Source organism: Streptomyces sp. TSRI0281 (genome assembly GCF_001905125.1).
GTDB lineage: Bacteria > Actinomycetota > Actinomycetes > Streptomycetales > Streptomycetaceae > Streptomyces.
This window is the reverse complement of record NZ_LWLE01000033.1, coordinates 114,327-139,299: the sequence shown is the minus strand read 5'-3', so window position 1 is coordinate 139,299 and position 24,973 is coordinate 114,327. Positions and strand designations below refer to the sequence as shown.

The following is a 24,973-nucleotide window of genomic DNA, read 5'->3' as shown; positions in this document are numbered from 1 at the left end:
CCCGTACCCGTGCCGGCGCACCCATCCCGTCACCCGCGCCCGCACCCCGTACCCGGGTATGAGGGGCGGCGGGCAGTTCGACACTCCGGTATGACGCCGTGGGGCAGCCGTCCTGCCTAGGCTGATCAGGCCATGTCCACTTCCCCCGCCGGGCCGCCGCCGCCCGCCGATGGTCTGCTGAGCGCCGCCCGCCGCAATCTGCGCGAGCTCGCCCACGGGCTGTCCCACGTGTCCCATCCGCCCACTCCGCTCCTGGCCGGTGCCCCGAAACGGTGGCAGCGGCTGCTTCCGTACGCGGTGGTGATCGCGCTCACCTCGGTCTTCGTCCCGGTCACCATCAACGTCCTGACCGCGCAGTACGGTCTGACGGGAGGCGTGGCCGGAGCCCTGGCCGTCGCCCAGGCCGCCCCGCTGCTGATGCTGGCGCACCGGCCCCTGCAGGCCTGGTGGATCATCTTTCCCGCCGACATCCTCGGCGCGTTCGTCCTCCTGTCGAAGCCGGTCGAGAAGTACGACGCCTGGCCGTGGACCCCGCCGGCCATCGTCGCCTATCTGTTCCTGCTGCTGGCGATCGGTCTGCGCGAGACCCGGCGGACCGTGATCGGTGTCTGGCTGTTGACGGGCACCGTCGGTCTGGTGCTGTATCTGGTCGCGCCCGAGCGCAGCAACGGCAGCGCGCTGCTGCTGTTCATCCTCGGCGCGGTGGTGCTGGTGATCGGGACCGCGGTACGGGAACGGGGCGAGGCGCAGCGCCGGCTCGCCGAGCAGGAGACCATCAGCGAGACCGAGCGGGCACAGCGCACGCTGCTGGAGGAGCGGACCCGGATCGCCCGCGAGCTGCACGACGTGGTCGCGCACCATATGTCGGTGATCACGGTGCAGGCCGACTCCGCGCCGTACCGGATCAGCGGTCTGTCGGACGAGGCGCGCGAGGAGTTCACGGCCATCGCGGCCAGTGCGCGGGAGTCGCTGGGCGAGATGCGGCGGCTGCTGTCGGTGCTGCGCAGTGACGGCACGGAGGGTGACCGGGCGCCGCAGCCCGGCATCGACCGTGTGCAGCAGCTGGTGGAGGCGACGGTGCGGGCGGGGGTGCCGGCCGAACTGTCGCTGGCGGCGGATCTCGGCGAGGTGCCGTCGGCGGTGGATCTGTCGGCGTACCGCATCGTGCAGGAGGCGCTGGCCAATGTGATCCGGCACGCGCCGGGGGCGCGGACCCAGGTGTCCATCACGGCGGGCGCGGGCCATCTGACGGTGCTGGTCGTCAACAGCCCGGCGAACCTGACCCGTTCGCCGCTGGAGACGACGGGGACCGGGCACGGGCTGGTCGGGATGCGCGAGCGCGTACGGTTGACCGGCGGATCCCTGGACACGGGCCCGCTGCCCGACGGGGGTTTCCGGGTGGCCGCCCGGATGCCGCTGCCACCGGCCGGAGCCCCGTCGGCGCGGCCGGCTCCGGTAGCCCGGCCGGCCCCGTCCGCCCACCCGACTTCGGAGGACTCTTGACCATCCGCGTGATCATCGTCGACGACCAGGCCATGGTGCGGGCAGGTTTCGCGGCACTGCTGTCGGCGCAGAGCGACATCGACGTGGTGGGCGAGGCGCCGGACGGGCGCCGGGGCGTCGAGGTGAGCCGGAACCAGCATCCCGATGTGGTGCTGATGGATGTCCGGATGCCCGAGATGGACGGCCTGGCGGCGGCCCGTGAGCTGTTGAACCCGCCGGTGGGCGTGGTGCACCGGCCGAAGGTGCTGATGCTCACCACCTTCGACGTGGACGACTACGTGTACGAGGCGCTGCGCGCCGGCGCGTCCGGGTTCCTGCTGAAGGACGCCCCGCCGGCGGACCTGATCTCGGCGGTACGGGTGGTGGCGGCGGGGGACGCGTTGCTGGCGCCGTCCGTGACCCGCCGGCTGATCGCGGACTTCGCGGCTCAGCGGCCGTCCGGGGCGGCCCGCAGCGGCGCCGCGCTGCGGCTGAACGGGCTCACGCCGCGCGAGAGCGAGGTGCTGGAGCTGATCGCGCGGGGGCTGTCCAACCAGGAGATCGCGGGGCGGCTGGTGCTGGCCGAGCAGACGGTGAAGACGCACATCGGCCGGGTGCTGGCCAAGCTGGATCTGCGGGACCGGGCGCAGGCGGTGATCTTCGCGTACGAGTCGGGGCTGGTGGCGCCGGGGGACACGGGGGCGTAGCGCCCCGGGTCATACACCCCCTACCCCGGTATCACCTCGCACTTGGCTCCCCGGTGTGACGCTCTTCCCCCCGTCCTCTTCCTACCTTCCTCTCCGTCGCGCCGATCGGCGTACGACAGCCGGAGAGGGAGGGCGAGATGCGTCGATACGCGAGGACCCTGGTCGCGGTCGCACTGGCGACCACGGTGGTGGCGGGGTCCGCCGGGTGGGTGTCGGGGGACGCGCAACAGGCGCTGACCGGGCCACCGCCGGGCAGCGCCTCCTGGCGGGCGGACCATGCGCTGGGGCGGACGCTGCCCGATCCGGGGCGGACCACTCCGGCCGAAGTGGCCGCGTTCTTCCGGGGGTTGAGCGCCGAGCAGCAGCAGATGCTGGTGGTACGCCACCCGTTGGTCGTCGGCAATCTCGACGGCGCTCCGGTCGAGCTGCGCTACCGCGCCAACGCGCTGTCCCTGAAGGCCGGTCACGAACTCCGGTACCGGAGTCTCGCGGCGCCGGGGCGGCAGATCCTCGCGTTCGACCCGCGCGGCCGGGGTCAGGTCGCCGAGGTGTTCGGGGAGCTGAGGTCCGCGCGCCGGGTGTCCGTCGTGGTCCCCGGTTCGGACATCGACGCCGGGACCTTCGACCGGAGAGACGATGTGTACGGCACTCCGGCCGGCATGGCGAAGTCGCTGTACGCGCAGAGCGGTCCGGGCAGCGCGGTCATCGCCTGGGCCGGTTACACCACCCCCGTGGGCGTCGGTCTCGACGCCGCGACCGGTGATCTGGCCGAGGCGGGGGCGGACCGGCTGGCCCGGTTCACCGCCGGGCTGACGGCCGACGCCCTGCCCGAGCCCGCGGTGTTCTGCCACAGCTACGGCTCCGTCGTCTGCGGCCTCGCCGCGCCCCGGCTGCGCGCCACCGACCTGGTGGTACTCGGCTCCCCCGGCATGCGCGCCGACAACGTCGGCGAGCTGCACACCCGGGCCCGGGTCTGGGCGGCGAAGGACGCCACCGACTGGATCGACCGGGTGCCGAACGTACGGTTCGCCGGTCTGGGGCACGGCAACGACCCGGCCGATCCACACTTCGGGGCCCGCCGCGTCCCCGCGCGGGAGGCCGAGGGGCACACCGGCTACTTCGTGCCCGGGACGGACTCGCTCCGCGCCTTCGCCGCCATCGCGGAAGGGGCCGGACGATGAACGTCAAGCAGCTCGCGACACGGATCGACGCCCGCACCCCCGCCCATCGAGACCGGGCCGTCGACGGGCTGCGGGCCCTGGCCCTGCTCGCCGTGCCGACCGGCCACTGGCTGCTCGGCGGCTTCACGCTCGACGGCGGCGGCGCCCTGCACAACGCGAGCCCGCTCTCCGCCTTCGGGTTCTTCGCCCCGATCAGCTGGGTGCTCCAGATGCTCGGCATCTTCTTCCTGGTCGGCGGGTACGCCTCGGTGCTCTCCTACCGCCGCCGGAAGTCCACGACGGGTGCCTGGCTGCGCGGCCGGCTGGCCCGGCTGGGCAGGCCGGTGCTGGGGGTGACCGCCGTCTGGGCGGTGCTGATCCCGGTGCTGTACGCGCTGGGCGTGCCCGGCGACACGCTGCGTACGGGGTCGACGCTGGTGATCCAGCCGCTCTGGTTCGTCGGGGTGTACACCGTGGTCACGGCCCTCACCCCGCTGTGCATAAGGATCGCGAAGAAGCTGGGCGGCTGGGCCGCCGTGCCGCTGCTGGCGTCGGTCGCCGTCGTGGACTTCCTGCGCTACGGGCCGTTCGCGGAGGCCGTCCCGTCCTGGCTGAGTGTGCTGAACATCCTGCCGGGCTGGCTCTTCGCGTATCAGCTCGGTGTCTCGTGGGGCGAGGGGCGGATCGGGAAGCGGGGCGCGCGTGTCCTGCTCGTCGGCGGCGGTGTGCTGTTCGCCGCGCTGCTGCTCGTCTTCCACTACCCGGCGTCGATGGTCGGCGTACCGGGTGAGGCGCGCACCAACTCGCATCCGCCGTCGCTACTGGTCCTGGCGCTGGCCGCCGCGCAGAGCGGTGCGGCGATCCTGCTGCGGGACCGGATCGGCCGGCTGCTGCGCAAGCCGCTGGTGTGGGCGCCGGTCGTCGTGATCAACCTGTCGGCGATGACGATCCTGTGCTGGCACCAGACGGCGATGCTCGCCGCGGCCGTCCCGGCGTCGTTCGCCGGTGCCGTGCCGGGGCTGACGACCGGCCCCGACTCACTCGGCTGGATTCTGGCCCGGCTGGCCTGGATGCCGCTGTTCGCCGGGCTGCTGGTGCTGATCGCCCGGTACGCGCGCCGCTTCGAGGAGCCCTGGAAGGCGGGCACCCGCGCCGCGAACGCCCGCCGCGCGACGGCGGGGCTGCTCGCGGCGGGGTTCGCGGTGTTCGCGCTGGGGCTGGCGTGAGGGCGGGGCGGGGCGTGCGCGGTGTCCGCACTGGGGCTGGCGTGGGGCCAGGTCGGCCCGTGCGCGGTCTCCGCGCCGGGGCGGACGTGAGGCCGGGGTGGGCGTGAGGCCGGGGCGGCCCGTCCGCGGTCTCCGCGTCGGGGCGGCCCCAGCGGGCTCCGCAACCCCAGCGGCCCCCGCGCGCCCCCGGGCAACCCGTTCCCGTCCTACTCGCGGGCCGCCGACGTGCTGCTCATGTCGGGGTAGCGATCCCCCGCCACCTGCCCGGCGATCGGCTCCAGCACGGCCAGCTCCTCGGGCGTCAGGGTGAGCCGGGTCGCCGCGACGTTCTCCAGCAGGCGGCTGCGCTTGCGGGTCCCCGGGATCGGGACCACGGCCAGGCCGTACACCCCGGCGCGCTGCTGCACCCAGGCGAGGGCCACCTGCGCGGGCGTCGCCCCGTGCGCCGCGGCGATCTTGTGCACGGGCTCCAGCAGAGCGGCGTTCTTCCGGGCGTTCTCGCCGGTGAAGCGCGGCTGGTGCTTGCGGAAGTCGCTCTCCGACAGGTCCTTGCCCGCGTCGGTGAACGCCCCGGTCAGAAAGCCGCGGCCGAGCGGCGAGTACGGCACGAAGGTCACCCCGAGTTCGACCGCCGCTCCGACCGCGCTGTTCTCCACGTCCCGGCTGAAGATCGACCACTCGGACTGGAGGGCGGCGATCGGGTGCACGGCGTGCGCCTCACGCAGCTCCGGACCGGTCACCTCGCTCAGGCCCAGCTGCTTGACCTTGCCCTCGCGGACCAGGTCGGCCATCGCCCCGACCGATTCGGCCAGCGGCACGAGCGGGTCGCGGCGGTGCATGTAGTAGAGGTCGATGACGTCGGTGTTCAGCCTGCGGAGGCTGTCCTCGACGGCCTGCCGGATGTACGCGGGGTCATTGCGCACCCCGCGGTAGTGCGGGTCGTCGGTCCGCTCTATGGCGAACTTGGTGGCCAGGGTGATCTCGTCGCGGTGCGCGCCGACGAACGGGGCGAGGAACTCCTCGTTGGCCCCGCGCCCGTACACATCGGCGGTGTCGAAGAGGGTGACGCCCGCCTCCAGCGCCGCTTCCAGGGTGTCCCGGGCGGCGGTCTCGTCGGTGTCCCCGTAGAACTCGCTGATGCCCATGCAGCCGAGTCCCTGCACACCGACCTGCGGTCCGCCCTTGCCCAGCTCCGTGGTGGCGATCTTGTTGTCAGTCATCAGACACAGGGCCTTTCCGGCGCCCGACGGGCGCCCGCATAGAAGTCGATCTTGTGATCGAGGACGGCGAGCGTGTCCTGGAGTTCCGCGATCCGCGTCTTCACGTCGCGGCGGGTCGCCTCCAGCAGTTCCTGCCGTTCCTCGAAGGTGTGCTCGCCCTCGCGCAGCAGCTCGGCGTACCTGACCATGTCGGCGACCGGCATCCCTGTCAGCCGCAGCTTGCCGACGAAGGACAGCCAGTCCAGATCGCGGTTGCTGAACCGGCGCTGCCCCGTGTGCGAACGGTCGACGTGCGACATCAGCCCGATCCGCTCGTACCAGCGCAGGGTGTGCGCGGTGAGTCCGGTGAACGCGACGACCTCGCTGATGGTGTAGCAGTCCTGCCCCTCGGGACGCGGATGCGCCCGTGGAGCAGCCGCGCAGGCGTCCGTCCGTACGGAAGTGCTCTCCATCACCGTCATGACCTCCACGCTAGAACCTTGGAGTGCACTCGAAGCAAGCGCAAACGGGGACGGGTTTAGGCTCGTACGCATGCAGAGCCTGGCGATGATCGACAACTGGCCCGTCCCCACCGCGGCGGCGGCCGTCGTACGAGCGGACGGCACCGTCCTCGGTACGCACGGCCCCACCGCGCACCGTTTCCCGCTCGCCTCGGTCACCAAGCCGCTCGCGGCCTACGCGGCGCTCGTGGCGTACGAGGAGGGGGCGGTCGAGCTGGACGAACCGGCCGGTCCCGAGGGGTCCACGGTGCGCCACCTCCTCGCGCACACCAGTGGCCTCGCCTTCGACGAGCACCGGGTGACGGCGCCTCCCGGCACCCGTCGGCTGTACTCCAACGCGGGCTTCGAGGTACTCGGGGACCACATCGCCAAGGCGTCCGGCATCCCGTTCCCGGAGTATCTGCGCCAGGCGGTCCTGGAGCCGCTGGGCATGACGTCGACCACGCTGGACGGCTCGCCCGCCCGCGACGGTGTCTCGACCGTGGACGACCTGGTCCGGTTCGCCGCCGAGGTACAGGCTCCCCGCCTCCTCGACCCCCGTACGGTCCTCGAAGCCCAGACCGTGGTGCACCCGGGCCTCAAGGGCGTACTGCCCGGCTACGGTCACCAGAACCCGAACGACTGGGGCCTCGGTTTCGAGATCCGGGACGCCAAGTCCCCGCACTGGACGGGCACTTCCTCGTCCCCGGCCACCTTCGGACACTTCGGCCAGTCCGGTACGTTCCTGTGGATCGACCCGGTCGCGGGCGCGGCCTGCGTCGCGCTGACCGACCGGCCCTTCGGACCGTGGGCGGCCGAGGCGTGGACGCCGTTCACGGACGCGGTGCTGAGGGAGCTCGCGGCGTAACCGGAGGGCGAGCAGCCCCCGGCGCGGCGGACATGCACTCGAACCACACCGTCTTGCCGCGGCCGTCCCGCCGTGTCTCCACACCCCACTTGTCGGTGACGGCGTCGACCAGGACCAGCCCGCGCCCGCCCTCGGCGAGCACGTCACCCACAGCGACGGCGGGTTCCTGCGGGCTGGCGTCCGCCACCTCCACGCGCACACCGTCACCGTCCGGCAGCCGGAAGATGAAGGTCTGGCAGCGGCGGCAGGGAACGTGCCGCACCACATTGGCGATCAGCTCGGTGAACGCGAGTTCCGCCGCGTCGGCGACGTCGAGCAGGCCCCAGCCGGTCAGGTACAGCCGCAGGATGCGGCGCAGATGCCGGGCCGAGTGCTCACCCATCGCGAATTCGGCGCGGTATGCGGGCTCTCCGGGGTCGGGCCGGGGAGCAGTTACGTGATTCATGTCACCATCGTGCGACCGATTGGCTACGCTCGGCTACGTACGGAAACGAACGCCGCCAGGCGTTGAACGCCGGAGGTCCCCCGCAGTGGCCAACATCCAGTGCCTCGATCCCAGCGCCTCCCCCCTGGACTATTACGGCTGGGAGTTGCGCCGCCAACGCGAGGCGCACGGCCTGAAACAGGGCCAGTTGGGCGCGCTCATCTTCTGCACGGGCTCGCTGATCGGCCAGATCGAGACGACGAAGAAGGTCCCCACCCGCGATTTCTCGGAGCGGCTGGACGCCGCGCTGGGTACGGACGGGGTGTTCTCGCGGCTGATCGGCCTGGTCCTGCGCAGCCAACTGCCGACCTGGTTCCAGCCGTACGCGGACATGGAGGCGAAGGCCGCGTACATCTCGACGTACCAGGCACAGCTGGTGTACGGACTGTTGCAGACGGAGGAGTACGCGAGAGCGGTGCTCGCCACCGGCATGCCGGACGATCTGGAAGGTCTGCTGGCGGGCCGCATGGAGCGCCAGCGCATCCTGGAACAGGAACGGCCGCCGATGGCCTGGGCGATCCTCGACGAGGCCGTGCTGCACCGGCCGATCGGCGGCCACGAGGTCATGCGCGCACAACTCGGCAAGCTGTTGGAGTTCTCCGCGCACCGCTGGATGCGGATTCAGGTGTTGCCCTTCTCTGCCGGTGAACATGCAAGCCTGGCAGGGTCGTTCAACCAACTACGTTTCAGCGACGATCCGGACATCGTCTACACCGAGGACGTCATCTCCGGCCATATGACCGCCAGTCCCGACACGGTCAGGGAGGCTTCGCTCCGATACGCTCATCTCCAGGCCACCGCACTCTCCGTGGAGGATTCGGTGACGCTGATCGCCCGCGTGATGGAGGAGCGTTATGGAGACCGGCCCCGATCTGAAGAGTGCGCGGTGGCGTAAGTCCAGCTACAGCGGAAACACGGGCGGCGACTGCGTCGAGTGCACCGTCACCGGCGGCGCGACCTGGCGGAAGTCGTCCTACAGCGGAAACACCGGCGGCGAGTGCGTCGAGATGGCCGACGCCTCCTGCGGCTCCGTCCCCGTCCGCGACAGCAAGAACCCGGACGGCCCCGCCATCATCCTCGGCGCCGACGCCTGGCGGGCGTTCGTGGACGGGCTGCGCTGATCGGCCAACCCGGTTGACCCGGCCGCCCCACGCCTACCGCCCCGAAGCGAGGCACACGGGCGCCGGGTCCTGATCACGGAGGTACGGGGTCCCGATCAGGGGTCACCCGCCCGCTCTCAGCCCGCCAGCTCCCAGATCAGCAGCTCCGCCGCGCCCGTCGCGACCGCTTCCAGCCCTTCGGCCTCCGTGATCCGCGCCGCGTCACCGGGCCCCAACTCCTGCCCGCCCAGGGTGACCCGGCCCCGTACCACATGCACGTACACCCGTGCCGCGTCCGGCACCGCGGCCCGTTCGCCGTCACCGAGCCTGTGCACCCGGAGCGTCGCCCCGGCACGGGACACCTCGTACGGGGTGGAGTCGGCGAGGCCGGGGACGACGGTGTACGCGGGTTCGCCGCCCGGCTCCAGCGGGGCCAGCCACACCTGAAGGAAGGTCAGCGGGGCGTCCGTGTCGTTGCGTTCGACGTGGCGCATGCCCGCGGCGGCGCTCAGGTGCTGGAGGTCCCCGGCGCGGACGACCGTGGAGCGGCCCGTCGAATCGCGGTGGGTCAGTTCGCCCTCGATCACCCAGGTGACGATCTCGGTGTGGCTGTGCGGATGCTCGTCGAAGCCCGCGCCGGGGGCGAGCCGCTCCTCGTTGCACGCCAGGAACGCGCCGAAGCGGAGGTTGTCCGGGTCGTAGAAACGTCCGAACGAGAAGGCGTGCAGGGACTCGATCCCGGCCGCCGCGTCCCCGCCCGCGTAGCGGTTGTCCGACCTGTGTACGGAAATCACCGGACCACGGTAGCCCGGCCCCCCGACCACCTGCCCCGATAAGGCAGTCTTGGGTACGTGCCCCGACCCGATCCTGAGCAGTCCGCTGCGAACGACGCCCACCTGCACGCCGCGACCCTGAAGCGCCTGGAGCAGTCCTCCGGCCGGCTGGCCGCGAACGCCATCGCCCGCATGGACGAGACGCTGCCGTGGTACCGGGCGATGCCCCCGGAGAACCGGTCCTGGATCGGCCTGGTCGCCCAGGCCGGTATCGCCGCCTTTACCGAGTGGTTCCGGCATCCGGAGACCCCGCAGGCCATCTCCACCGATGTGTTCGGGACGGCTCCGCGCGAGCTGACCCGGGCGATCACCCTGCGGCAGACCGTGGAGATGGTGCGGACGACGATCGAGGTCATGGAGACCGCGATCGAGGAGGTCGCCGCGCCCGGCGACGAGTCGGTGCTGCGCGAGGCGCTGCTCGTCTACGCCCGGGAGATCGCCTTCGCGACCGCCCAGGTGTACGCCCAGGCCGCCGAGGCCCGGGGCGCGTGGGACGCCCGGCTGGAATCCCTCGTGGTGAACGCGGTGCTCTCCGGGGAGGCGGACGAGGGTGCCGTGTCCCGGGCCGCCGCGCTCGGCTGGAACTCCCCCGAGCACGTCTGCGTGATCCTGGGCACCGCGCCCGACGGGGACAGCGAGCTGACCGTGGAGGCGATCCGGCGGGCCGCCCGGCACGCCAAGCTCCAGGTCCTGACCGGCGTACTGGGCACCCGCCTCGTCGTCATCGCGGGCGGCAGCGACAACCCGCTCCAGGTCGCCAAGGGCCTGATCGGCCCGTATGCGGCGGGGCCCGTGGTCGCCGGCCCCGTGGTGCCCGACCTGCTCGCCGCCACCCGGTCCGCGCAGGCCGCGGCGGCCGGGCTGAAGGCCTGCTCGGCGTGGCAGGACGCGCCGCGCCCGGTACTGGCGGACGATCTCCTTCCGGAGCGCGCGATGGCGGGCGACCCCGCCGCGCGGGACCAGTTGGTGGAGGAGATCTACAGACCGCTGGAGGAGGCGGGCTCGGCGCTCCTGGAGACTCTGAGTGTCTATCTGGAGCAGGCGAGCAGCCTCGAAGGTGCCGCCAGGATGCTCTTCGTCCACCCCAACACCGTGCGCTACCGGCTACGACGTGTGACCGACGTCACCGGCTGGTCACCGTCCGATGTGCGCTCGGCGTTCACCCTGCGAATCGCCCTCATCCTGGGGCGCTTGGCCGCGGCGGATCCTCAGTCCTAGACTTTTGTCGGACTTCAACAATTCCCCCGACGGTTCTTCGTCCCTGTCCCCACGGGCGTATCGGGCCGTCCACAAGAGAGAGTGTGAGTGTGCTCGTACTCGTCGCTCCCGGCCAAGGCGCTCAGACGCCCGGCTTCCTGACTCCCTGGCTCGACCTCCCCGGTGCCACCGACCGCATCGCGGCCTGGTCCGACGCCATCGGGCTCGACCTTGCCCACTACGGCACGAAGGCCGACGCGGACGAGATCCGCGACACGGCGGTGGCCCAGCCGCTGCTCGTCGCCGCGGGTCTGCTGTCGGCCGCCGCCCTCGACGCCTCCCCCGGTGTCGTCGCGGGCCACAGCGTCGGTGAGATCACCGCCGCCGCACTCGCCGGTGTCATCGACGACGAGGCCGCGCTCCGTCTCGTACGCACCCGGGGGCTCGGCATGGCCGAGGCCGCCGCGGTCGCCGAGACCGGCATGGCGGCGCTGCTCGGCGGCGACCCCGACGTCTCGGTCGCCCACCTGGAGAAGCTGGGCCTGACCCCGGCCAACATCAACGGCGGCGGCCAGATCGTCGCGGCGGGCACGGCCGCGCAGATCGCCGCACTGGTCGACGACATGCCCGAGGGCGTACGCCGCGTGGTGCCGCTCAAGGTGGCCGGCGCGTTCCACACGCGTCACATGGCCCCGGCCGTGGAGAAGCTGCGCGTGGCCGCCGCGGACCTCAAGGTCTCCGAGCCGACCGTGACGTACGTCTCCAACGCCGACGGCGCCACGGTCGCCACCGGTGCCGAGATCATCTCCCGGCTCGTCGGACAGGTCGCCAATCCGGTCCGCTGGGACCTGTGCATGGAGACCTTCCAGGCACTCGGGGTGACCGCACTCATCGAAGCCTGCCCCGGCGGCACCCTCACCGGGCTGGCCAAGCGGGCGCTGCCCGGAGTGAAGACCCTCGCGCTCAAGACACCCGACGACCTCGACGCGGCCCGCGCGCTCATCTCCGAGCACGCGGGTGCCTAAGGAGCCCGAGAGCATGTCGAAGATCAGGCCCAGCCAGGGCGCCGCGTACGCGCGCATCATGGGTGTCGGCGGCTACCGCCCCACCCGTGTCGTGCCGAACGAGGTGATCCTCGAAACGATCGACTCGTCCGACGAGTGGATCCGCTCGCGTTCCGGCATCGCCACCCGCCACTGGGCCTCCGACGAGGAGACCGTGTCCGCGATGTCCGTCGAGGCATCGGGCAAGGCGATCGCCGATGCCGGGATCACGCCCGAGCAGATCGGCGCGGTCATCGTCTCCACCGTCTCGCACTTCAAGCAGACCCCGGCCATCGCGACCGAGATCGCCCACAAGATCGGCGCGGGCAAGCCCGCCGCCTTCGACATCTCCGCCGGCTGCGCGGGCTTCGGCTACGGCCTGACCCTCGCCAAGGGCATGATCGTCGAGGGTTCGGCGGAGTACGTCCTGGTGATCGGCGTGGAGCGGCTCAGCGACCTCACCGACCTGGAGGACCGTGCGACGGCCTTCCTGTTCGGCGACGGCGCGGGCGCGGTCGTCGTCGGTCCCTCGAAGGAGCCGGCCATCGGCCCCACCGTCTGGGGTTCCGAGGGCGACAAGTCCGAGACCATCAAGCAGACCGTGGCCTGGGACGTGTTCCACACCGACCGTCCGGAGAAGTTCCCGGCCATCACGCAGGAGGGCCAGGCGGTCTTCCGCTGGGCCGTCTTCGAGATGGCGAAGGTCGCCCAGCAGGCGCTGGACGCGGCCGGGATCGCCCCGGAAGACCTGGACGTCTTCATTCCGCACCAGGCCAACATGCGGATCATCGACTCGATGGTGAAGACCCTGAAGCTGCCGGAGCACGTCACGGTCGCCCGCGACGTGGAAACCACCGGCAACACGTCCGCCGCCTCGATTCCGCTCGCAATGGAGCGGCTCCTGGCGACCGGTCAAGCGAAGAGCGGCGACACCGCGCTCGTCATCGGCTTCGGGGCGGGTCTCGTCTACGCCGCGACGGTCGTTACCCTCCCCTAGGCACACCGGACCTTTTGGTCCGGCACACCCGAACCCTGAAGAAAACCATCGAAGGAGCGCCAACATGGCCGCCACCCAGGAAGAGATCGTCACCGGTCTCGCCGAGATCGTCAACGAGATCGCCGGAATCCCGGTCGAGGACGTCCAGCTGGACAAGTCCTTCACCGACGACCTGGACGTCGACTCGCTGTCCATGGTCGAGGTCGTCGTCGCCGCCGAAGAGCGCTTCGACGTCAAGATCCCCGACGAGGACGTCAAGAACCTCAAGACGGTCGGCGACGCCGCCGACTACATCCTGAAGCACCAGGGCTGATCCAGCCCCGGCTCGTGTGTCGCCACCCGGCGGTGGCGCCGCTGATTCACGACCCTCTACACGTGGAGAAGATTTTCCAGTGATCCCGACCAATCGCACCGTGGTCGTCACCGGTATCGGCGCAACCACTCCGCTGGGTGGCGACTCCGCATCGACCTGGGAAGGGCTGATGGCCGGTCGCTCCGGCGTCAAGCCCCTCGAAGGTGAGCGCTTCGCCGAACTGCCCGTCCGGATCGCCGCCCTCGCGGCCGTCGACCCGGGCGAGGTTCTGCCGCGCCCGCTCGCCCGCAAGCTGGACCGCTCGGCGCAGTTCGCGCTGATCGCGGCCCGTGAGGCGTGGACGGACGCGGGCTTCACCGGCAAGGCCGGTGAGGACGAGAAGATCCGCCCCGAGCGTCTGGGCACGGTCATCGCCTCCGGCATCGGCGGCGTGATCACCCTGCTCGACCAGTACGACGTGCTGAAGGAGAAGGGCGTACGCCGCGTCTCCCCGCACACCGTTCCGATGCTCATGCCCAACGGTCCGGCCGCCAACGTCGGCCTGGAGGTCAACGCCCAGGCCGGTGTCCACACCCCGGTCTCCGCCTGCGCCTCCGGCGCCGAGGCCATCGGGTACGCCGTCGAGATGATCCGCACCGGCCGCGCCGACGTGGTCGTCGCCGGTGGCACGGAGGCGGCGATCCACCCGCTGCCGATCGCCGCGTTCGCCAACATGATGGCGATGTCCAAGAGCAACGACGAGCCCGAGAAGGCGTCTCGTCCCTATGACACGGCCCGGGACGGTTTCGTCCTCGGCGAGGGCGCCGGTGTCGTTGTCCTGGAGTCCGCCGAGCACGCCGCCGCACGTGGCGCCAGGGTCTACTGCGAGGTGCTGGGCCAGGGGCTTTCCGCTGACGCCCACCACATCGCGCAGCCCGAGCCCACCGGGCGCGGCATCGCCGCCGCGATGCGGAACCTGCTCGACTCGACGGACCTCAAGCCGTCCGAGGTCGTTCACCTCAACGCGCACGCCACGTCGACCCCGCAGGGTGACATCGCCGAGATCAAGGCCCTGCGCAAGGTCCTGGGCGACGATCTCGACCACGTCGCGATCTCCGCGACCAAGTCGATGACCGGTCACCTGCTCGGTGGCGCGGGCGGCATCGAGACCGTCGCGACGGTCCTGGCGCTGTACAACCGGATGGCGCCGCCGACCATCAACATCGATCACCTCGACGACGCGGTGGAGGCGGACGTCGTCCGCGACAAGCCGCGTCCGCTGCCCGAGGGGCCGATCGCCGCGATCAACAACTCGTTCGGTTTCGGCGGCCACAACGTGGTGCTGGCGTTCCGCTCGGTCTGACGCAGGTCCTGGTACGGCTGTGGCCCGCCTCCCCGGTTCGGGGGAGGCGGGCCACAGCCGTACCAGAAGCCGTTTTCCCCCCATCAGGGGCCGTTCTCACACCACCTGGTGCAGCCAGCGGACCGGCGCGCCCTCGCCCGCGTGCCGGAAGGACTCCAGTTCGTCGTCCCACGGCTTGCCGAGCAGCTTGGCGATCTCCGCCTCCAGGTCGCTCTCGCCGCGCACGGAGCGGGCCAGCGCGGCCCGCAGCCGGTCCTCGGGGATCAGGATGTCGCCGTGCATCCCGGTGACGGCGTGGAAGATCCCCAGCTCGGGGGTGGAGCTGTAGCGCTCACCCTCGGCGGTGGGGCAGGGCTCGGCGGTGACCTCGAAGCGCAGCAGATCCCAGCCCCGGAGCGCCGAGGCGAGCTGTGAGGCGGTGCCGGGCCTGCCCTTCCAGGAAAACTCGGACCGCCAGGTGCCGGGAGCGGCCGGCTGTCTGATCCAGTCCAGCTGAACCCGCACACCGAGGACACCCGCTACCGCCCATTCGACATGTGGGCACAGCGCGCGCGGTGCGGAGTGAACGTACAGGACTCCACGTGTCGTCACCGGGACCTCCAGTGTGGGACGAGGTACGCCTTCCCCAGCGGCCTCGCGCTCGTACCGTCTCTTTTCGGCCAGTTCCCGAGGTTGTCATCAGTAAACAGCATCGGGAGTTAATCTCCTGAAAAGGGACAGTATGTGACGTGAAGTAATGTGCCGAAGCCCCCCACGTATACGCGGGTGGGCGAGGCGCCACTGGTTCGACGAGGAGAAACTACCGTGCCCCGGGGTCGGGCGTGTGACGTACCGTCGGTCCCGGGCCCATCATTCGTCCAGCTTTCACCCTGCGGGGCGCGCACGCCCGTGACCTGGGGCGGCGGGGCTTGCCGGGGGCATTACCAGAGGCATAAACCAGTGAATGACCGGAGGGATCAGGGATGTCGGAGCGTGCGGGACGCCCTCATTCGCGTACCGCTGTCGCCGTGCTGACAGCGGTTTCGTTTCTCGGCGCCGCCGTCGCGCTGGCGGGCTGCACCAATGGGCCGAATGAGACCGCCCGCAGCGCGTCGGGGTCGTCGCGCGGCGCCTCTCCGTCCCCCTCCCCCACCCCCGACTGGGACCGCAGTCCGTCCTCGGTCGCGGCCGTCGGGGACTCCATCACCCGGGGGTTCGACGCCTGTTCGGTGCTGACCGACTGCCCCGAGGTGTCCTGGGCGACCGGTACGGACGGCGAGGTGCGCAGCCTCGCGGTGCGGCTGCTCGGCACGACGGACGTGGCCGCGCGCAGCTGGAACCACGCCGTGTCGGGGGCCCGGATAGCCCAGTTGCCGGAGCAGATGGCGCTGGCGGCGAAGGAGAAGCCGGAGCTGGTGACGGTGATGATCGGCGCCAATGACGCCTGCCGGGAATCGGTCGCGATCATGACGCCGGTGGCGGACTTCCGGGCCTCGTTCGAGGCGTCGATGCGTCAGCTGCGCGGTACGGCCCCGAAGGCGCAGGTTTATGTGTCGAGCGTGCCGGATCTGAAGCGGCTCTGGTCCACGGGGCGCGAGAACGAGCTGGGCAAGCAGATCTGGAAGCTCGGGATCTGCAAGTCGATGCTGGGCGACGCGGACGACATGGGCCCGGCGGCCGTGGCCCGGCGGGACGCGGTGCAGGACCGGGTGGTCGCGTACAACGAGGTGCTGCGCGAGGTGTGCGCGAAGGACCGGCGCTGTCGGTACGACGGCGGGGCGGTCTTCGACTACCGGTTCACCGGTACGCAGCTCAGCCGGTGGGACTGGTTCCATCCGGGGCGCGACGGACAGGCCAGGCTGGCGGAGATCGCGTACCGCAACGTTACGGCGGAGCGGCCCCCGGCGTAGGGTCCGCAATCATGACGACGGGCGGGCCCACGGCCATACGTACGGAAGATTTCGGCACTCTCGCGGACGGCACCGGTGTCCAGCGCTGGACCCTGGAGCGGGACGGGACGCTGGTGCGGGTGCTGACCTACGGTGCGATCGTGCAGTCGGTCGAGGTACCGGCACGGGACGGCACGCGGACCGGGGTGGCGCTGGGGCTGCCGGACGTCGCGGGCTACGAGAAGTACCCGGGTCCGTATTTCGGGGCGGTGGTCGGGCGGTACGCGAACCGGATCGCGGGCGCCGGGTTCGTCCTGGACGGCACCGGGCACCGGGTGACGCGCAACGAGGGCCGCAACCATGTGCACGGCGGGACGCGCGGCTTCGACAAGCGGGTGTGGCAGGCGCGGGAGGTCCCGGACGGGGTCCGTCTCTCGCTGGTCGCGCAGGACGGCGAGGAGGGCTTTCCCGGGCGGCTCGCGTTCTCGGTGACGTACAGCCTGGACGCGGGCGGGGCGCTGCGGATCGGGTACCGGGCGACGACGGACGCGCCGACGGTGCTGAATCCGACGAACCACACGTACTGGAACCTGGCGGGCGCCGACAGCGGCAGCGCGCTCGGGCAGCAGTTGTGGATCGCGGCCGGGCGGATCACCCCGGTGGACGGCGAGTCGCTGCCGACGGGTGGGTCGGTGCCGGTGGCGGGGACCCGGTGCGACTTCCGCGGGACGAGGGTGGTGGGCGCGGGGTACGACCACAACTTCGTGCTGGACGCTCCCGCCGGGGACGCCGTCGCCGCGGAGCTGTACGACGCCTGGTCGGGGCGGGTGCTGACGGTGCGCACGACGGAGCCGGGGCTTCAGCTGTACACCGCCGACCACTTCGACGGGTCGCCGTACGGACCGTGCGCCGGGATCGCGCTGGAGACCCAGCACTTCCCGGACTCCCCGAACCGGCCGGAGTTCCCGAGCACGGTGCTCCGGCCGGGCGAGGAGTTCCTGTCGAGCACCGTGTACGGGTTCTCGGTACGTTGACGGCGCACGGGAGGCCGGTGCGCCGAGGGTGTACGGATTCCCGCTGCGGCTGACGGCCTCCCGGGGCGCCTCCGGGCTGGGACACCGGCGGCGCACCGGGCGACGGCTCCTGGCGGCCGGAGCTGCTGGGCTCGCTGGTGGAGGACAACGCGATGCGCCCCGGCATCGTCCAGACCTTCTCGGCGCCGCTCGGCGAGAGCGTCACGGAGGACCACCCGGCGCGGGAGTTCTTCACCCGGCGCTGCACACAGGTCCGGCCCCGGATGGCGGCGATGCTCCGGACCGAGTGCGGCGACCGGCTGCCGGGCGGACAGAGCCCGGAGCAGGCGGCGGTGCTGTTGGTGGCGGTACTGGACGGCTTGCCGTACCAGTGGCTGCTGGACCCGGAGTCGGTGGACATGCCGGGTGCCTTCCAGGATTTCCTGCGGCTGCTGCGACAGGACCCTTCACCGACCCCCGACACGCGGGTTGACCAGGAATGACGCCATAGCAAGAAAGATCGACAACGGTCCCCTGCGGGTGATTTACGGCGGCTGAGGCGTATTTTGTCCATCGCCGCCCCGCGCGGGCCTCAGGGTGATCGTTATGCCTAACTCCTCGATGGATTACTCCACTTCCGACTCTTCTTCCGCCAACTCCTCGCCGGAGCAGCCCTCTCGGCGTCAGGTGGTCGCCGGAGCGGCCGCCGGTGCCGCCGCTCTGGCCGCGACCGCCGCAGGCGCCTCGCCCGCCGGTGCGGCCCCGGCCGGTACCGTCACCGCCGCGGTGTCCGGGTCCGACTGGAACACCTGCCTCACCGTGGCCCGCGCCATCCTGGTGCGGGACGAGAACGACAAGCCGCTGGTGCCCCGCTACCGGGAGGTGCTGCTGGGCGCGGGCCTGCCCCGGTCCGGCGGCACCCCCAAGAAGGTCCTGATCATCGGTGCCGGACCGGCCGGGCTGACCGCGGCCCATCTGCTGCGCTCCGCCGGGCACACCGTCACCGTCATCGAGGCCAACGGCAACCGGGTCGGCGGCCGGATCAAGACCTTCCGGTCCGGCGGCCACGAGAAGTCCGCGGCGCCCTTCGCGGACCCGAAGCAGTACGCCGAGGCCGGGGCGATGCGTATCCCGGACAGCCACCCGCTGGTCACCGGGCTGATCGACAGTTTCGACCTGAAGCGCCGCCGCTTCCACCTCGTCGATGTGGACGGCGGCGGCCGGGCGGCCAACCGCACCTGGATCCATGTCAACGGCGTCCGGGTCCGGCGCGCCGACTACGCGAAGAAGCCCCGGGCGGTCAACCGCTCCTTCGGTGTGCCCGCGAAGTACGAGAACACGCCCGCGTCCCAGATCGTGCGGGACGCCTTCGCCCCCGTACGGAAGAAGATCGACGGCAAGGAGGGGGCCGACCTCGTCAAGGGCTGGGCGGAGGTGATCCAGGAGTACGGGCACTGGTCGATGTACCGCTTCCTGACCGAGGCCGCCAAGCTCGACGTGCGCACGGTCGACCTCATCGGCACGGTCGAGAACATGACCTCGCGACTCCATCTCGCCTTTGTGCACAGCTTCATCGGGGCCTCGCTGATCAGCCCGGGCACCGCGTTCTTCGAACTGCCCGCCGGCAGCGCCACCCTGGTCGACGCCATGTACGGACGGGTCAAGGACCTGGTGCGGCTGGACCGCCGGGTCACCCGGATCAGCCACGGGGCGGACGGGGTCAGTGTCGAGACGGTCTCAGAAGGGCGCGGCGGGGCGGTCGAGCGTGAGACGTTCACCGGTGACCGGGCGATCGTCACCGTGCCGTTCTCCGGGCTGCGCCACATCCCGGTCCAGCCCGCGATGTCGTACGGCAAGCGCCGCGCGGTCACCGAGATCCATTACGACGCGGCGACCAAGGTCCTCCTCGAATTCAACCTGCGCTGGTGGGAGTTCGAGGAGAAGGACTGGAAGGAGCAGCTCGACCGGGTCCGCCCGGGACTGTACGACGCCTACCGGCTCGGCCGGGCGCCCGCCGACGGTTCGCTGCTCGGTGCCCACCCCGCCGTACCGCCCGGCCATGTCCCGGACGGCCAGCGGGCGCACTACGCCGCCTGCCGGGCCACCGCCCGCAACCAGCCCGAGGCGGCCCATGTCTTCGGCGGCGGCTCGGTGACGGACAACCCCAACCGCTTCATGTTCCAGCCCTCCTACCCGGTCGGCGGCAGCCCCGGCGGCGTCGTCCTCGCCTCCTACAGCTGGGCCGACGACGCCCTGAAGTGGGACTCGCTGGAGGACGACGAGCGCTACCCGCGCGCCCTGGCCGGGATGCAGGAGGTCTACGGGCAGCGCATCGAGGTCTTCTACACGGGCGTCGGCCGCACCCAGTCATGGATGCGTGACCCGTACGCGTACGGCGAGGCGTCCGTCCTCCTGCCCGGCCAGCACACCGAGCTGTTCCCCGATGTCCGCACGCCCGAGGGTCCGTTGCACTTCGCGGGCTGCCACACCTCGATCAAGCCCGCCTGGATCGAGGGGGCGCTGGAGTCGGCGGTCCGCACGGCGCTGGAGGTCCACAGCGCCTGACCGGCTCCCGGCCCCCGGCCCCCGGGGCGCGAGCCGCGCTCAGGCGCCGTCGACCGGGTACGGGTGGGGCGCCGGGGCCGTCGCCGGGGCAGCGTTCGCCGCACAGCTCCCGGCGCTCCCGGCGGCCCCAACGGCGCCTTCGGGCACGACCAGGTCACGGACCATCAGGGTGGCTCCGGCGACGGCGCCCGGCATCAGGAACACGGCGACGAACGGGACCAGGAACGCGAGCGTCAGCGGAACGCCGAAGCCGAGCACCAGCATCCGGCGTCCGCGCAGCAGGGTCAGCCGGTCCTTCAGCACCATGCCACGGCGCTGGAGTGCCACAGCGGTGAGTTCCTCGGACAGGAAGTAGCCGGAGACGCAGAAGCCGATGGCGGGGACGACGGTCTGTCCGAGGACCGGGATGAATCCGAGGGCGAAGAGGATGATTCCGTACAGGGCGACGCGCAGCAGGACGCGGAGGGAGTCGCGGGCGGAGATCCACAGTTCGCGCCAGAGCGGCAGACCCGACTCGGGCACCTCGCCGCCCTCGCTGCGGTCGACCTCCTCGGAGAGCGACTCGTAGAACGGCTGGCCGACCAGCAGGGTCACGGCGGTGAAGGTGATGACCGCCAGGAACAGGCCGAAGACGAAGACGAGGACGACGAGGGTGTTGCGCAGCAGGCCCAGCCAGGGTGAGGACCAGTCGTCGGCGAACGGGGTGGCCCAGGCGACGAAGTCGTCGGCTCCGTAACCGAGTCCGATCAGCGCGCCCGCGTACACGATCAGGGTGACGAGTCCGGGCAGCAGCCCGAACCCGAACCATCGTCCGTGCCGGACAGCCCAGCGCTGCCCCTTCATCAAGTAGCCGAAGCCCGCCCCGAGATCACTCATGGGCGTCAGGGTACTTGCGCCCGGCCACGGGCGAGGGCCGCACCCCCGGTGACGGGGATGCGGCCCTCGCGCGAGCGATCGGGTCAGGTCAGGTCGGGTCAGGCGACCGACAGCTCGACCTTGATGTTGCCGCGGGTCGCGTTCGAGTACGGGCAGACCTGGTGGGCCTTCTCGATGAGCGACTGGGCGGTGGCCTTGTCGACGTTCGGGATGGAGGCGCTGATCGCGACCTCCAGGCCGAAGCCACCGGCCTCGTTCTTGCCGATGCCGACCGACGCGGTCACGGTCGAGCCGGAGATGTCGGCCTTCTCCTGGCGGGCGACGACGCCCAGTGCGCCCTGGAAGCAGGCGCTGTATCCGGCCGCGAAGAGCTGCTCCGGGTTGGTGCCGCTGCCGCTGCCGCCCATGGCCTTCGGAGGGTTGACTATGACGTCGAGGTTGCCGTCGTCGGAGGAGACGCGGCCGTCCCGGCCGTTCTCCGCGGTGGCGACGGCGGTGTAGACGACGGCGATGTTCTGGATGGTCATGCTGAGGATTCCTCCTGCTGATGCGCCGCGACTCGCGCCCACGATCGCGACGGCCTGGGATGAGACTAACGGGTGTGCCGAGCGGGCCGGGTGGCGGTCAGGCGAGGGAAACGATCATCTTGCCGGTGTTCTCGCCGCGCAGCAGGCCGAGGAAGGCGTCGAAGCCGTGCTCGATGCCCTCGACGACGGTCTCGTCGTACTTCAGCTCGCCCGAGGCCAGCCAGCCGGCGACCTCCTTGACGAACTGGGGCTGGAGCGCGGCGTGATCGTTGACGAGCATGCCCTGGAGACGCAGCCGCTTGCCGATGATCAGCGCCATGTTGCGCGGGCCGGGGACCGGCTCGGTCTCGTTGTACTGGGCGATCATTCCGCAGATGGTGGCGCGGCCGTGCACATTGAACGAGGCGAGCGCGGCTTCCAGGTGCTCGCCGCCGACGTTGTCGAAGTAGACGTCGATGCCGTCGGGGGCGGCGGCCTGGAGCTGGTCCCGGACCGGGCCGCTCTTGTAGTTGAACGCGGCGTCGAAGCCGTACTCCTCGACGAGGAGCCTGACCTTCTCGTCGGAGCCCGCCGAGCCGATGACGCGCGAGGCGCCCTTGAGCCGCGCCAGCTGGCCGACCTGGCTGCCCACCGCACCTGCGGCGCCGGAGACGAAGACGGTGTCGCCCTCCTTGAAGGAGGCGACCTCGAACAGGCCCGCGTAGGCGGTCATACCGGTCATGCCGAGCACGCCGAGGTAGGCGGAGAGCGGGGCCAGGTCCGGGTCGACCTTCACGGCGTGCTGGGCGGGCACGTCGGCGTACTCGCGCCAGCCGAGGCCGTGCAGGACGTGGTCGCCGACGGCGATGCCGTCGGCGTTCGAGGCGATGACCTCGCCGACCGCGCCGCCGTCCATGGGGTGGTCGAGCTTGAAGGGCGGGGTGTACGACTTCACGTCGTTCATCCGGCCGCGCATGTACGGGTCGACCGAGAAGTACTTGTTGCGGACGAGGACGCGGCCCTCGGCCGGGGCGACGACCGAGACCTCACGCAGCGCGAAGTCCTCGGCCTTGGGCCAGCCGTGCGGGCGCGCGACGAGGTGCCATTCACGGCTGGACGTGGGAAGGGCTGCAGACATGGGCTCGGGGTCTCCTCTATGTCGTACGGAAGTGCCTCACAAACGGGGGGCTCCCGCCGGGCAAAAAAGCTTCATGACGTGAAACAACCATGCTCCTGAATATTTCATATTGTCAAGTAAATGGGTACGCTGGGCATCATGGCCACCCGTACAGACCCCCTGACCCTTGAGGTCGTCGAGCTCATCGGCACCGTCGTGGCGCGCTACTACGAGGAGTACGACCGCGCCGCGGCAACGCACTCGCTCACCGGGGCGCAGGCGCGGGTGCTCGGGCTGCTCTCCCTGGAGCCGATGCCCATGCGGAAGATCGCCCAGAAACTGAAGTGCGAGCCGTCGAACGTGACGGGGATCGTCGACCGGCTGGAGTCCCGGGAGCTGGTGGAGCGCAGGCCCGACCCGGCCGACCGCCGGGTGAAGCTGGCGGCTCCGACGGAGAAGGGCGCCCGCACGGCCCGGGAGCTGCGCGATTCTCTGCACTTCGCCCGGGAGCCGCTGGCCGGCCTCTCCGACGCGGAGCGCACGGTACTGCGGGACCTCCTGCGCCGGATGCTGGGCGAGGACCTGTAGGGCGATCCCGCGATCCGGCCATCGCATGGCAGTACGGCCCGGAGCGCACGGCCCTCCGGGGTTATCGCATGGCGGTACGGGCCCGGAGCGCACGGCCCTCCGCCCAGTTTCCCCCGCGTGCCGGTCCGGCACGTCCGGCACACGGGAGGATGGGCGGCATGACCGCTCCCGCCCCGTTCGGGCCCCTCCAGTTCCAGCTCGTCCTGCTGCGCCGGATGGCCGACCACCAGCCCGATCTGGTCGAGGAGGCCCGACAGGAACTGAGCGCCTCGCTCGCCGATATGCGCGAGGCGAACCGCCACTGGCAGGCCATGGTGCGCGCTCCCCGGGGCGGCGCGTCCAAGGGGGCCCTGCGCCGCTACCGCTCCGTGCTCGGCGAGCCCGAGCTGACCCTGCCCCGGAAGGTCGGCGACCTGGAGTGCGAGGCGCTGCTGTGGCCGGTGCCGCTCTGGCCCGGTCTGCGGTTCGAGGTGATGGCCGCGCCGGGCGGAGCCGTATGGAACGAGTGGCTGGTGCGCGCCCCGGCGACGGCAGGCCCCGAACTGCGTACCGCCGCGGACCTGCTCCCGTGGTCGTGCACCGTGGACGAGGTCGCGCGGGCGTTCGCCCCGGCCCGGCCGATGGAGGGCAGCGCGCCGACCCGATGGGCGCTCGCGATCACCGACCCGGAGAGCGGACGGCCCTTCGTCGCCGAGTTCACCTGGGGGCTGTTCCAGCGGGTGCTCCCCGGCCGGCCCGGCTGACCAGGCACCGGCCCGCCGCTCCGGCCCGCCGCCCGCCCGGCGCGCACACGGCGCTCACTTGGCGATCCGTCAGCTCCGTTCCCTCTTACGGCTCATCCCAGCGCGCGCCGGGGCTCCCGGCGCGTCACGATGCGAAGAGAACCGGCTGCCGCCGGTGCCCCACATCAACGCTCTCGGGAGAACCTGCCGTGACCGTCAGCCTTGAGCAGTTGCGCCGTTGCCATGTCGCCGTCGATCTCGGGGCCGCGAGGACCCGTGTGTACGTCAAAGGGCTCGGCCTCGTCGTCGACGAGCCGAGCGTCGCCGCAGTCAACACCCGAACCGGATCGCTCATCGCCGTCGGCGCGCTCGCCGAGCAGATGACCGGCCGCACACCCGCGTACATCCGGGTGGTCCGCCCCGTCTCCGGCGGCACCGTCGTCGACATCGAGATGGCCCAGCGCATGCTGCGCCATCTGCTCGGCGAGAAGCTCCGCCGCCAGCTGCGCCGCAAGCCCCGGCTGCGCGCCGCCGCCTGCACCCCGCACGACAGCGATCCGCTGGCCCAGCGCGCCGCCGTGGAGACCCTGGTCGGGCTCGGCGCCCGGCGGGTGGAACTGGTCGACACCCTGATCGCGGCGGCCGTCGGCTGCGGACTGCCGGTCGAGCAGCCGACCGCCACCATGATCATGGTGTGCGGGGCCGCCACCACGCAGATCGCGGTGCTCTCGCTCGGCTCGATCGTGACCGCCGTCCGGATCCCGATCGGCGGCGACGCCATCGACCACGCGGTGATCCAGCATCTGCGCCAGCACCACGAGTTGATGCTGCCGAGCCAGTCCGTGCGCCCCTTGCAGCTTGCGCTCAGCGGGAACGGCCTCACCCCCGGGGGCCCCGCCCTGACCGAGATCCACGGCCGTGACGTGGCCACCGGCCTGGCCCGCTCCGTGCAGGTGGACACCGCCGCCGTGCGGCAGGCCATCCACACCCCGCTCACCGCGGTGCTCGACGGCCTGGGCAAGGTGCTCCGCGACTGCCCGCCCGACCTGGTGGCCGACCTCGCGGACCGGGGGATCATGATGGTGGGCGGCAGCGCACTGCTGCCCGGCCTGGACCAGATGCTGCGCGACGCGACCGGAATGCCGGTGCACATCGCCGAACGGCCGGACGTCTGCTCCGTGCTCGGTCTGGGAGCCATGCTGGACGGCAAGATCCAGCCGCTGGTCCTCAACCCGCTGGCGGGCTGAACGGCCCAGGGGGCGATGCG

General features: G+C 71.3%; 26 protein-coding genes and 1 pseudogene. 19 read left to right on the top strand and 8 right to left on the bottom strand.

Annotated elements, in window-relative coordinates; genetic code table 11:
• Nucleotides 1-132: 132 nt before the first annotated feature.
• The 4 genes from A6A29_RS29805 to A6A29_RS29790 all read left to right on the top strand — a co-directional run bounded on the left by A6A29_RS29805 (nt 133) and on the right by A6A29_RS29790 (nt 4,575).
• Nucleotides 133-1,503 carry a sensor histidine kinase gene (locus tag A6A29_RS29805; protein WP_073724682.1) on the top strand — a complete coding sequence of 457 codons (1,371 nt, stop codon included), beginning with the start codon at nt 133-135 and terminating at the stop codon, nt 1,501-1,503.
• Nucleotides 1,500-2,189, top strand: a complete 690-nt coding sequence (locus A6A29_RS29800) for a response regulator (protein WP_073724680.1) — start codon at nt 1,500-1,502, stop codon at nt 2,187-2,189. The genes A6A29_RS29805 and A6A29_RS29800 overlap by 4 nt, the downstream gene beginning before the upstream one ends.
• A gap of 137 nt (nt 2,190-2,326) precedes the next feature.
• Nucleotides 2,327-3,370, top strand: coding sequence for an alpha/beta hydrolase (locus A6A29_RS29795; RefSeq protein ID WP_073724678.1), 1,044 nt, complete (start codon nt 2,327-2,329; stop codon nt 3,368-3,370).
• Nucleotides 3,367-4,575: an acyltransferase family protein gene (locus tag A6A29_RS29790; protein WP_073724676.1), complete on the top strand. Its 1,209-nt coding sequence runs from the start codon at nt 3,367-3,369 to the stop codon at nt 4,573-4,575. Before A6A29_RS29795 ends, A6A29_RS29790 begins: the two co-directional genes overlap by 4 nt.
• A 206-nt stretch (nt 4,576-4,781) precedes the next feature.
• On the opposite strand, the gene A6A29_RS29785 is transcribed toward A6A29_RS29790, so the two are convergent.
• Complete coding sequence (locus A6A29_RS29785) at nt 4,782-5,795, bottom strand: aldo/keto reductase (protein ID WP_073724674.1); 1,014 nt, start codon at nt 5,793-5,795, stop codon at nt 4,782-4,784.
• Entirely contained in the window at nt 5,795-6,256 is a 462-nt protein-coding gene (locus A6A29_RS29780; protein WP_073725441.1) for a MerR family transcriptional regulator, read from the bottom strand. Before A6A29_RS29780 ends, A6A29_RS29785 begins: the two co-directional genes overlap by 1 nt.
• A gap of 70 nt (nt 6,257-6,326) precedes the next feature.
• On the opposite strand from A6A29_RS29780, the gene A6A29_RS29775 reads away from it, so the two are divergent.
• A complete protein-coding gene (locus A6A29_RS29775; RefSeq protein WP_073724672.1) occupies nt 6,327-7,142 on the top strand; it encodes a serine hydrolase domain-containing protein in 816 nt (271 codons plus the stop codon).
• Here A6A29_RS29775 and A6A29_RS29770 read toward each other — a convergent pair.
• The gene (locus A6A29_RS29770) at nt 7,108-7,587 is read right to left on the bottom strand and encodes an ATP-binding protein (protein ID WP_073724670.1); all 480 of its coding nucleotides are present in this window, start codon (nt 7,585-7,587) and stop codon (nt 7,108-7,110) included. The genes A6A29_RS29775 and A6A29_RS29770 overlap by 35 nt on opposite strands.
• An 85-nt stretch (nt 7,588-7,672) precedes the next feature.
• Between A6A29_RS29770 and A6A29_RS29765 the strand changes: the two genes are divergently transcribed.
• Together A6A29_RS29765 and A6A29_RS29760 are read left to right on the top strand one after the other, a co-directional pair.
• A complete protein-coding gene (locus A6A29_RS29765; RefSeq protein ID WP_073724668.1) occupies nt 7,673-8,521 on the top strand; it encodes a helix-turn-helix domain-containing protein in 849 nt (282 codons plus the stop codon).
• Nucleotides 8,481-8,747, top strand: coding sequence for a DUF397 domain-containing protein (locus tag A6A29_RS29760; RefSeq protein ID WP_073724666.1), 267 nt, complete (start codon nt 8,481-8,483; stop codon nt 8,745-8,747). Before A6A29_RS29765 ends, A6A29_RS29760 begins: the two co-directional genes overlap by 41 nt.
• A gap of 116 nt (nt 8,748-8,863) precedes the next feature.
• Here A6A29_RS29760 and A6A29_RS29755 read toward each other — a convergent pair whose 3' ends face one another.
• On the bottom strand, nt 8,864-9,520 hold the full coding sequence (locus tag A6A29_RS29755) for a pirin family protein (RefSeq protein WP_073724664.1): 657 nt from the start codon (nt 9,518-9,520) through the stop codon (nt 8,864-8,866).
• A gap of 57 nt (nt 9,521-9,577) precedes the next feature.
• On the opposite strand from A6A29_RS29755, the gene A6A29_RS29750 reads away from it, so the two are divergent.
• The 5 genes from A6A29_RS29750 to fabF all read left to right on the top strand — a co-directional run bounded on the left by A6A29_RS29750 (nt 9,578) and on the right by fabF (nt 14,451).
• The gene (locus A6A29_RS29750; protein WP_073724662.1) at nt 9,578-10,777 is read left to right on the top strand and encodes a PucR family transcriptional regulator; all 1,200 of its coding nucleotides are present in this window, start codon (nt 9,578-9,580) and stop codon (nt 10,775-10,777) included.
• An 89-nt stretch (nt 10,778-10,866) separates the two neighbouring features.
• On the top strand, nt 10,867-11,781 hold the full coding sequence (locus A6A29_RS29745) for an ACP S-malonyltransferase (protein ID WP_073725439.1): 915 nt from the start codon (nt 10,867-10,869) through the stop codon (nt 11,779-11,781).
• Nucleotides 11,782-11,794: 13 nt separating this feature from the next.
• Nucleotides 11,795-12,796, top strand: coding sequence for a ketoacyl-ACP synthase III (locus tag A6A29_RS29740; protein WP_073724660.1), 1,002 nt, complete (start codon nt 11,795-11,797; stop codon nt 12,794-12,796).
• A 64-nt stretch (nt 12,797-12,860) separates the two neighbouring features.
• The gene (locus A6A29_RS29735; RefSeq protein WP_014045780.1) at nt 12,861-13,109 is read left to right on the top strand and encodes an acyl carrier protein; all 249 of its coding nucleotides are present in this window, start codon (nt 12,861-12,863) and stop codon (nt 13,107-13,109) included.
• 79 nt (nt 13,110-13,188) lie between these two features.
• Entirely contained in the window at nt 13,189-14,451 is a 1,263-nt protein-coding gene (gene fabF / locus A6A29_RS29730; RefSeq protein WP_073724658.1) for a beta-ketoacyl-ACP synthase II, read from the top strand.
• A gap of 96 nt (nt 14,452-14,547) precedes the next feature.
• On the opposite strand, the gene A6A29_RS29725 is transcribed toward fabF, so the two are convergent.
• Nucleotides 14,548-15,042, bottom strand: a complete 495-nt coding sequence (locus A6A29_RS29725; RefSeq protein WP_073724656.1) for a DUF3145 domain-containing protein — start codon at nt 15,040-15,042, stop codon at nt 14,548-14,550.
• 371 nt (nt 15,043-15,413) lie between these two features.
• Between A6A29_RS29725 and A6A29_RS29720 the strand changes: the two genes are divergently transcribed.
• The 4 genes and pseudogenes from A6A29_RS29720 to A6A29_RS29705 all read left to right on the top strand — a co-directional run bounded on the left by A6A29_RS29720 (nt 15,414) and on the right by A6A29_RS29705 (nt 19,897).
• Entirely contained in the window at nt 15,414-16,340 is a 927-nt protein-coding gene (locus tag A6A29_RS29720) for an SGNH/GDSL hydrolase family protein (RefSeq protein WP_073724654.1), read from the top strand.
• 11 nt (nt 16,341-16,351) lie between these two features.
• Nucleotides 16,352-17,353 (top strand): aldose epimerase family protein, encoded by a 1,002-nt coding sequence (locus A6A29_RS29715; RefSeq protein ID WP_073724652.1) that lies wholly within the window; start codon nt 16,352-16,354, stop codon nt 17,351-17,353.
• Nucleotides 17,354-17,430: 77 nt separating this feature from the next.
• Nucleotides 17,431-17,835 (top strand): annotated as a pseudogene (locus A6A29_RS29710) (TetR family transcriptional regulator C-terminal domain-containing protein); the annotation flags it as partial.
• 103 nt (nt 17,836-17,938) lie between these two features.
• Nucleotides 17,939-19,897, top strand: a complete 1,959-nt coding sequence (locus A6A29_RS29705) for a flavin monoamine oxidase family protein (RefSeq protein ID WP_241838719.1) — start codon at nt 17,939-17,941, stop codon at nt 19,895-19,897.
• A 39-nt stretch (nt 19,898-19,936) separates the two neighbouring features.
• On the opposite strand, the gene A6A29_RS29700 is transcribed toward A6A29_RS29705, so the two are convergent.
• The 3 genes from A6A29_RS29700 to A6A29_RS29690 all read right to left on the bottom strand — a co-directional run bounded on the left by A6A29_RS29700 (nt 19,937) and on the right by A6A29_RS29690 (nt 22,417).
• Nucleotides 19,937-20,773 carry an EI24 domain-containing protein gene (locus tag A6A29_RS29700; RefSeq protein ID WP_241838718.1) on the bottom strand — a complete coding sequence of 279 codons (837 nt, stop codon included), beginning with the start codon at nt 20,771-20,773 and terminating at the stop codon, nt 19,937-19,939.
• A 98-nt stretch (nt 20,774-20,871) separates the two neighbouring features.
• Complete coding sequence (locus A6A29_RS29695) at nt 20,872-21,300, bottom strand: organic hydroperoxide resistance protein (protein ID WP_073724648.1); 429 nt, start codon at nt 21,298-21,300, stop codon at nt 20,872-20,874.
• A gap of 97 nt (nt 21,301-21,397) precedes the next feature.
• Nucleotides 21,398-22,417, bottom strand: coding sequence for an NADP-dependent oxidoreductase (locus A6A29_RS29690; RefSeq protein ID WP_073724646.1), 1,020 nt, complete (start codon nt 22,415-22,417; stop codon nt 21,398-21,400).
• Between the two features lie 138 nt (nt 22,418-22,555).
• On the opposite strand from A6A29_RS29690, the gene A6A29_RS29685 reads away from it, so the two are divergent.
• From A6A29_RS29685 to A6A29_RS29675, 3 genes are all read left to right on the top strand, one after another.
• Nucleotides 22,556-22,984 carry a MarR family winged helix-turn-helix transcriptional regulator gene (locus A6A29_RS29685; RefSeq protein ID WP_073725437.1) on the top strand — a complete coding sequence of 143 codons (429 nt, stop codon included), beginning with the start codon at nt 22,556-22,558 and terminating at the stop codon, nt 22,982-22,984.
• A gap of 149 nt (nt 22,985-23,133) precedes the next feature.
• On the top strand, nt 23,134-23,727 hold the full coding sequence (locus A6A29_RS29680) for a hypothetical protein (RefSeq protein ID WP_073724644.1): 594 nt from the start codon (nt 23,134-23,136) through the stop codon (nt 23,725-23,727).
• A gap of 188 nt (nt 23,728-23,915) precedes the next feature.
• A complete protein-coding gene (locus tag A6A29_RS29675) occupies nt 23,916-24,953 on the top strand; it encodes a rod shape-determining protein (RefSeq protein ID WP_073724642.1) in 1,038 nt (345 codons plus the stop codon).
• Nucleotides 24,954-24,973 lie beyond the last annotated feature (20 nt).

Bases quoted from the DNA above. Each gene is read 5' to 3' on its own strand.
- A6A29_RS29785 (WP_073724674.1), bottom strand. From the start codon at position 5,795: ATGACTGACAACAAGATCGCCACCACGGAGCTGGGCAAGGGCGGACCG.
- A6A29_RS29780 (WP_073725441.1), bottom strand. From the start codon at position 6,256: ATGACGGTGATGGAGAGCACTTCCGTACGGACGGACGCCTGCGCGGCT.
- A6A29_RS29740 (WP_073724660.1), top strand. From the start codon at position 11,795: ATGTCGAAGATCAGGCCCAGCCAGGGCGCCGCGTACGCGCGCATCATG.
- A6A29_RS29695 (WP_073724648.1), bottom strand. From the start codon at position 21,300: ATGACCATCCAGAACATCGCCGTCGTCTACACCGCCGTCGCCACCGCG.
- A6A29_RS29805 (WP_073724682.1), top strand. From the start codon at position 133: ATGTCCACTTCCCCCGCCGGGCCGCCGCCGCCCGCCGATGGTCTGCTG.
- A6A29_RS29720 (WP_073724654.1), top strand. From the start codon at position 15,414: ATGTCGGAGCGTGCGGGACGCCCTCATTCGCGTACCGCTGTCGCCGTG.
- A6A29_RS29680 (WP_073724644.1), top strand. From the start codon at position 23,134: ATGGGCGGCATGACCGCTCCCGCCCCGTTCGGGCCCCTCCAGTTCCAG.
- A6A29_RS29700 (WP_241838718.1), bottom strand. From the start codon at position 20,773: ATGAGTGATCTCGGGGCGGGCTTCGGCTACTTGATGAAGGGGCAGCGC.
- A6A29_RS29690 (WP_073724646.1), bottom strand. From the start codon at position 22,417: ATGTCTGCAGCCCTTCCCACGTCCAGCCGTGAATGGCACCTCGTCGCG.
- A6A29_RS29705 (WP_241838719.1), top strand. From the start codon at position 17,939: ATGCCTAACTCCTCGATGGATTACTCCACTTCCGACTCTTCTTCCGCC.
- A6A29_RS29770 (WP_073724670.1), bottom strand. From the start codon at position 7,587: ATGAATCACGTAACTGCTCCCCGGCCCGACCCCGGAGAGCCCGCATAC.
- A6A29_RS29735 (WP_014045780.1), top strand. From the start codon at position 12,861: ATGGCCGCCACCCAGGAAGAGATCGTCACCGGTCTCGCCGAGATCGTC.
- A6A29_RS29775 (WP_073724672.1), top strand. From the start codon at position 6,327: ATGCAGAGCCTGGCGATGATCGACAACTGGCCCGTCCCCACCGCGGCG.
- A6A29_RS29685 (WP_073725437.1), top strand. From the start codon at position 22,556: ATGGCCACCCGTACAGACCCCCTGACCCTTGAGGTCGTCGAGCTCATC.
- A6A29_RS29760 (WP_073724666.1), top strand. From the start codon at position 8,481: ATGGAGACCGGCCCCGATCTGAAGAGTGCGCGGTGGCGTAAGTCCAGC.
- A6A29_RS29715 (WP_073724652.1), top strand. From the start codon at position 16,352: ATGACGACGGGCGGGCCCACGGCCATACGTACGGAAGATTTCGGCACT.
- A6A29_RS29790 (WP_073724676.1), top strand. From the start codon at position 3,367: ATGAACGTCAAGCAGCTCGCGACACGGATCGACGCCCGCACCCCCGCC.
- A6A29_RS29795 (WP_073724678.1), top strand. From the start codon at position 2,327: ATGCGTCGATACGCGAGGACCCTGGTCGCGGTCGCACTGGCGACCACG.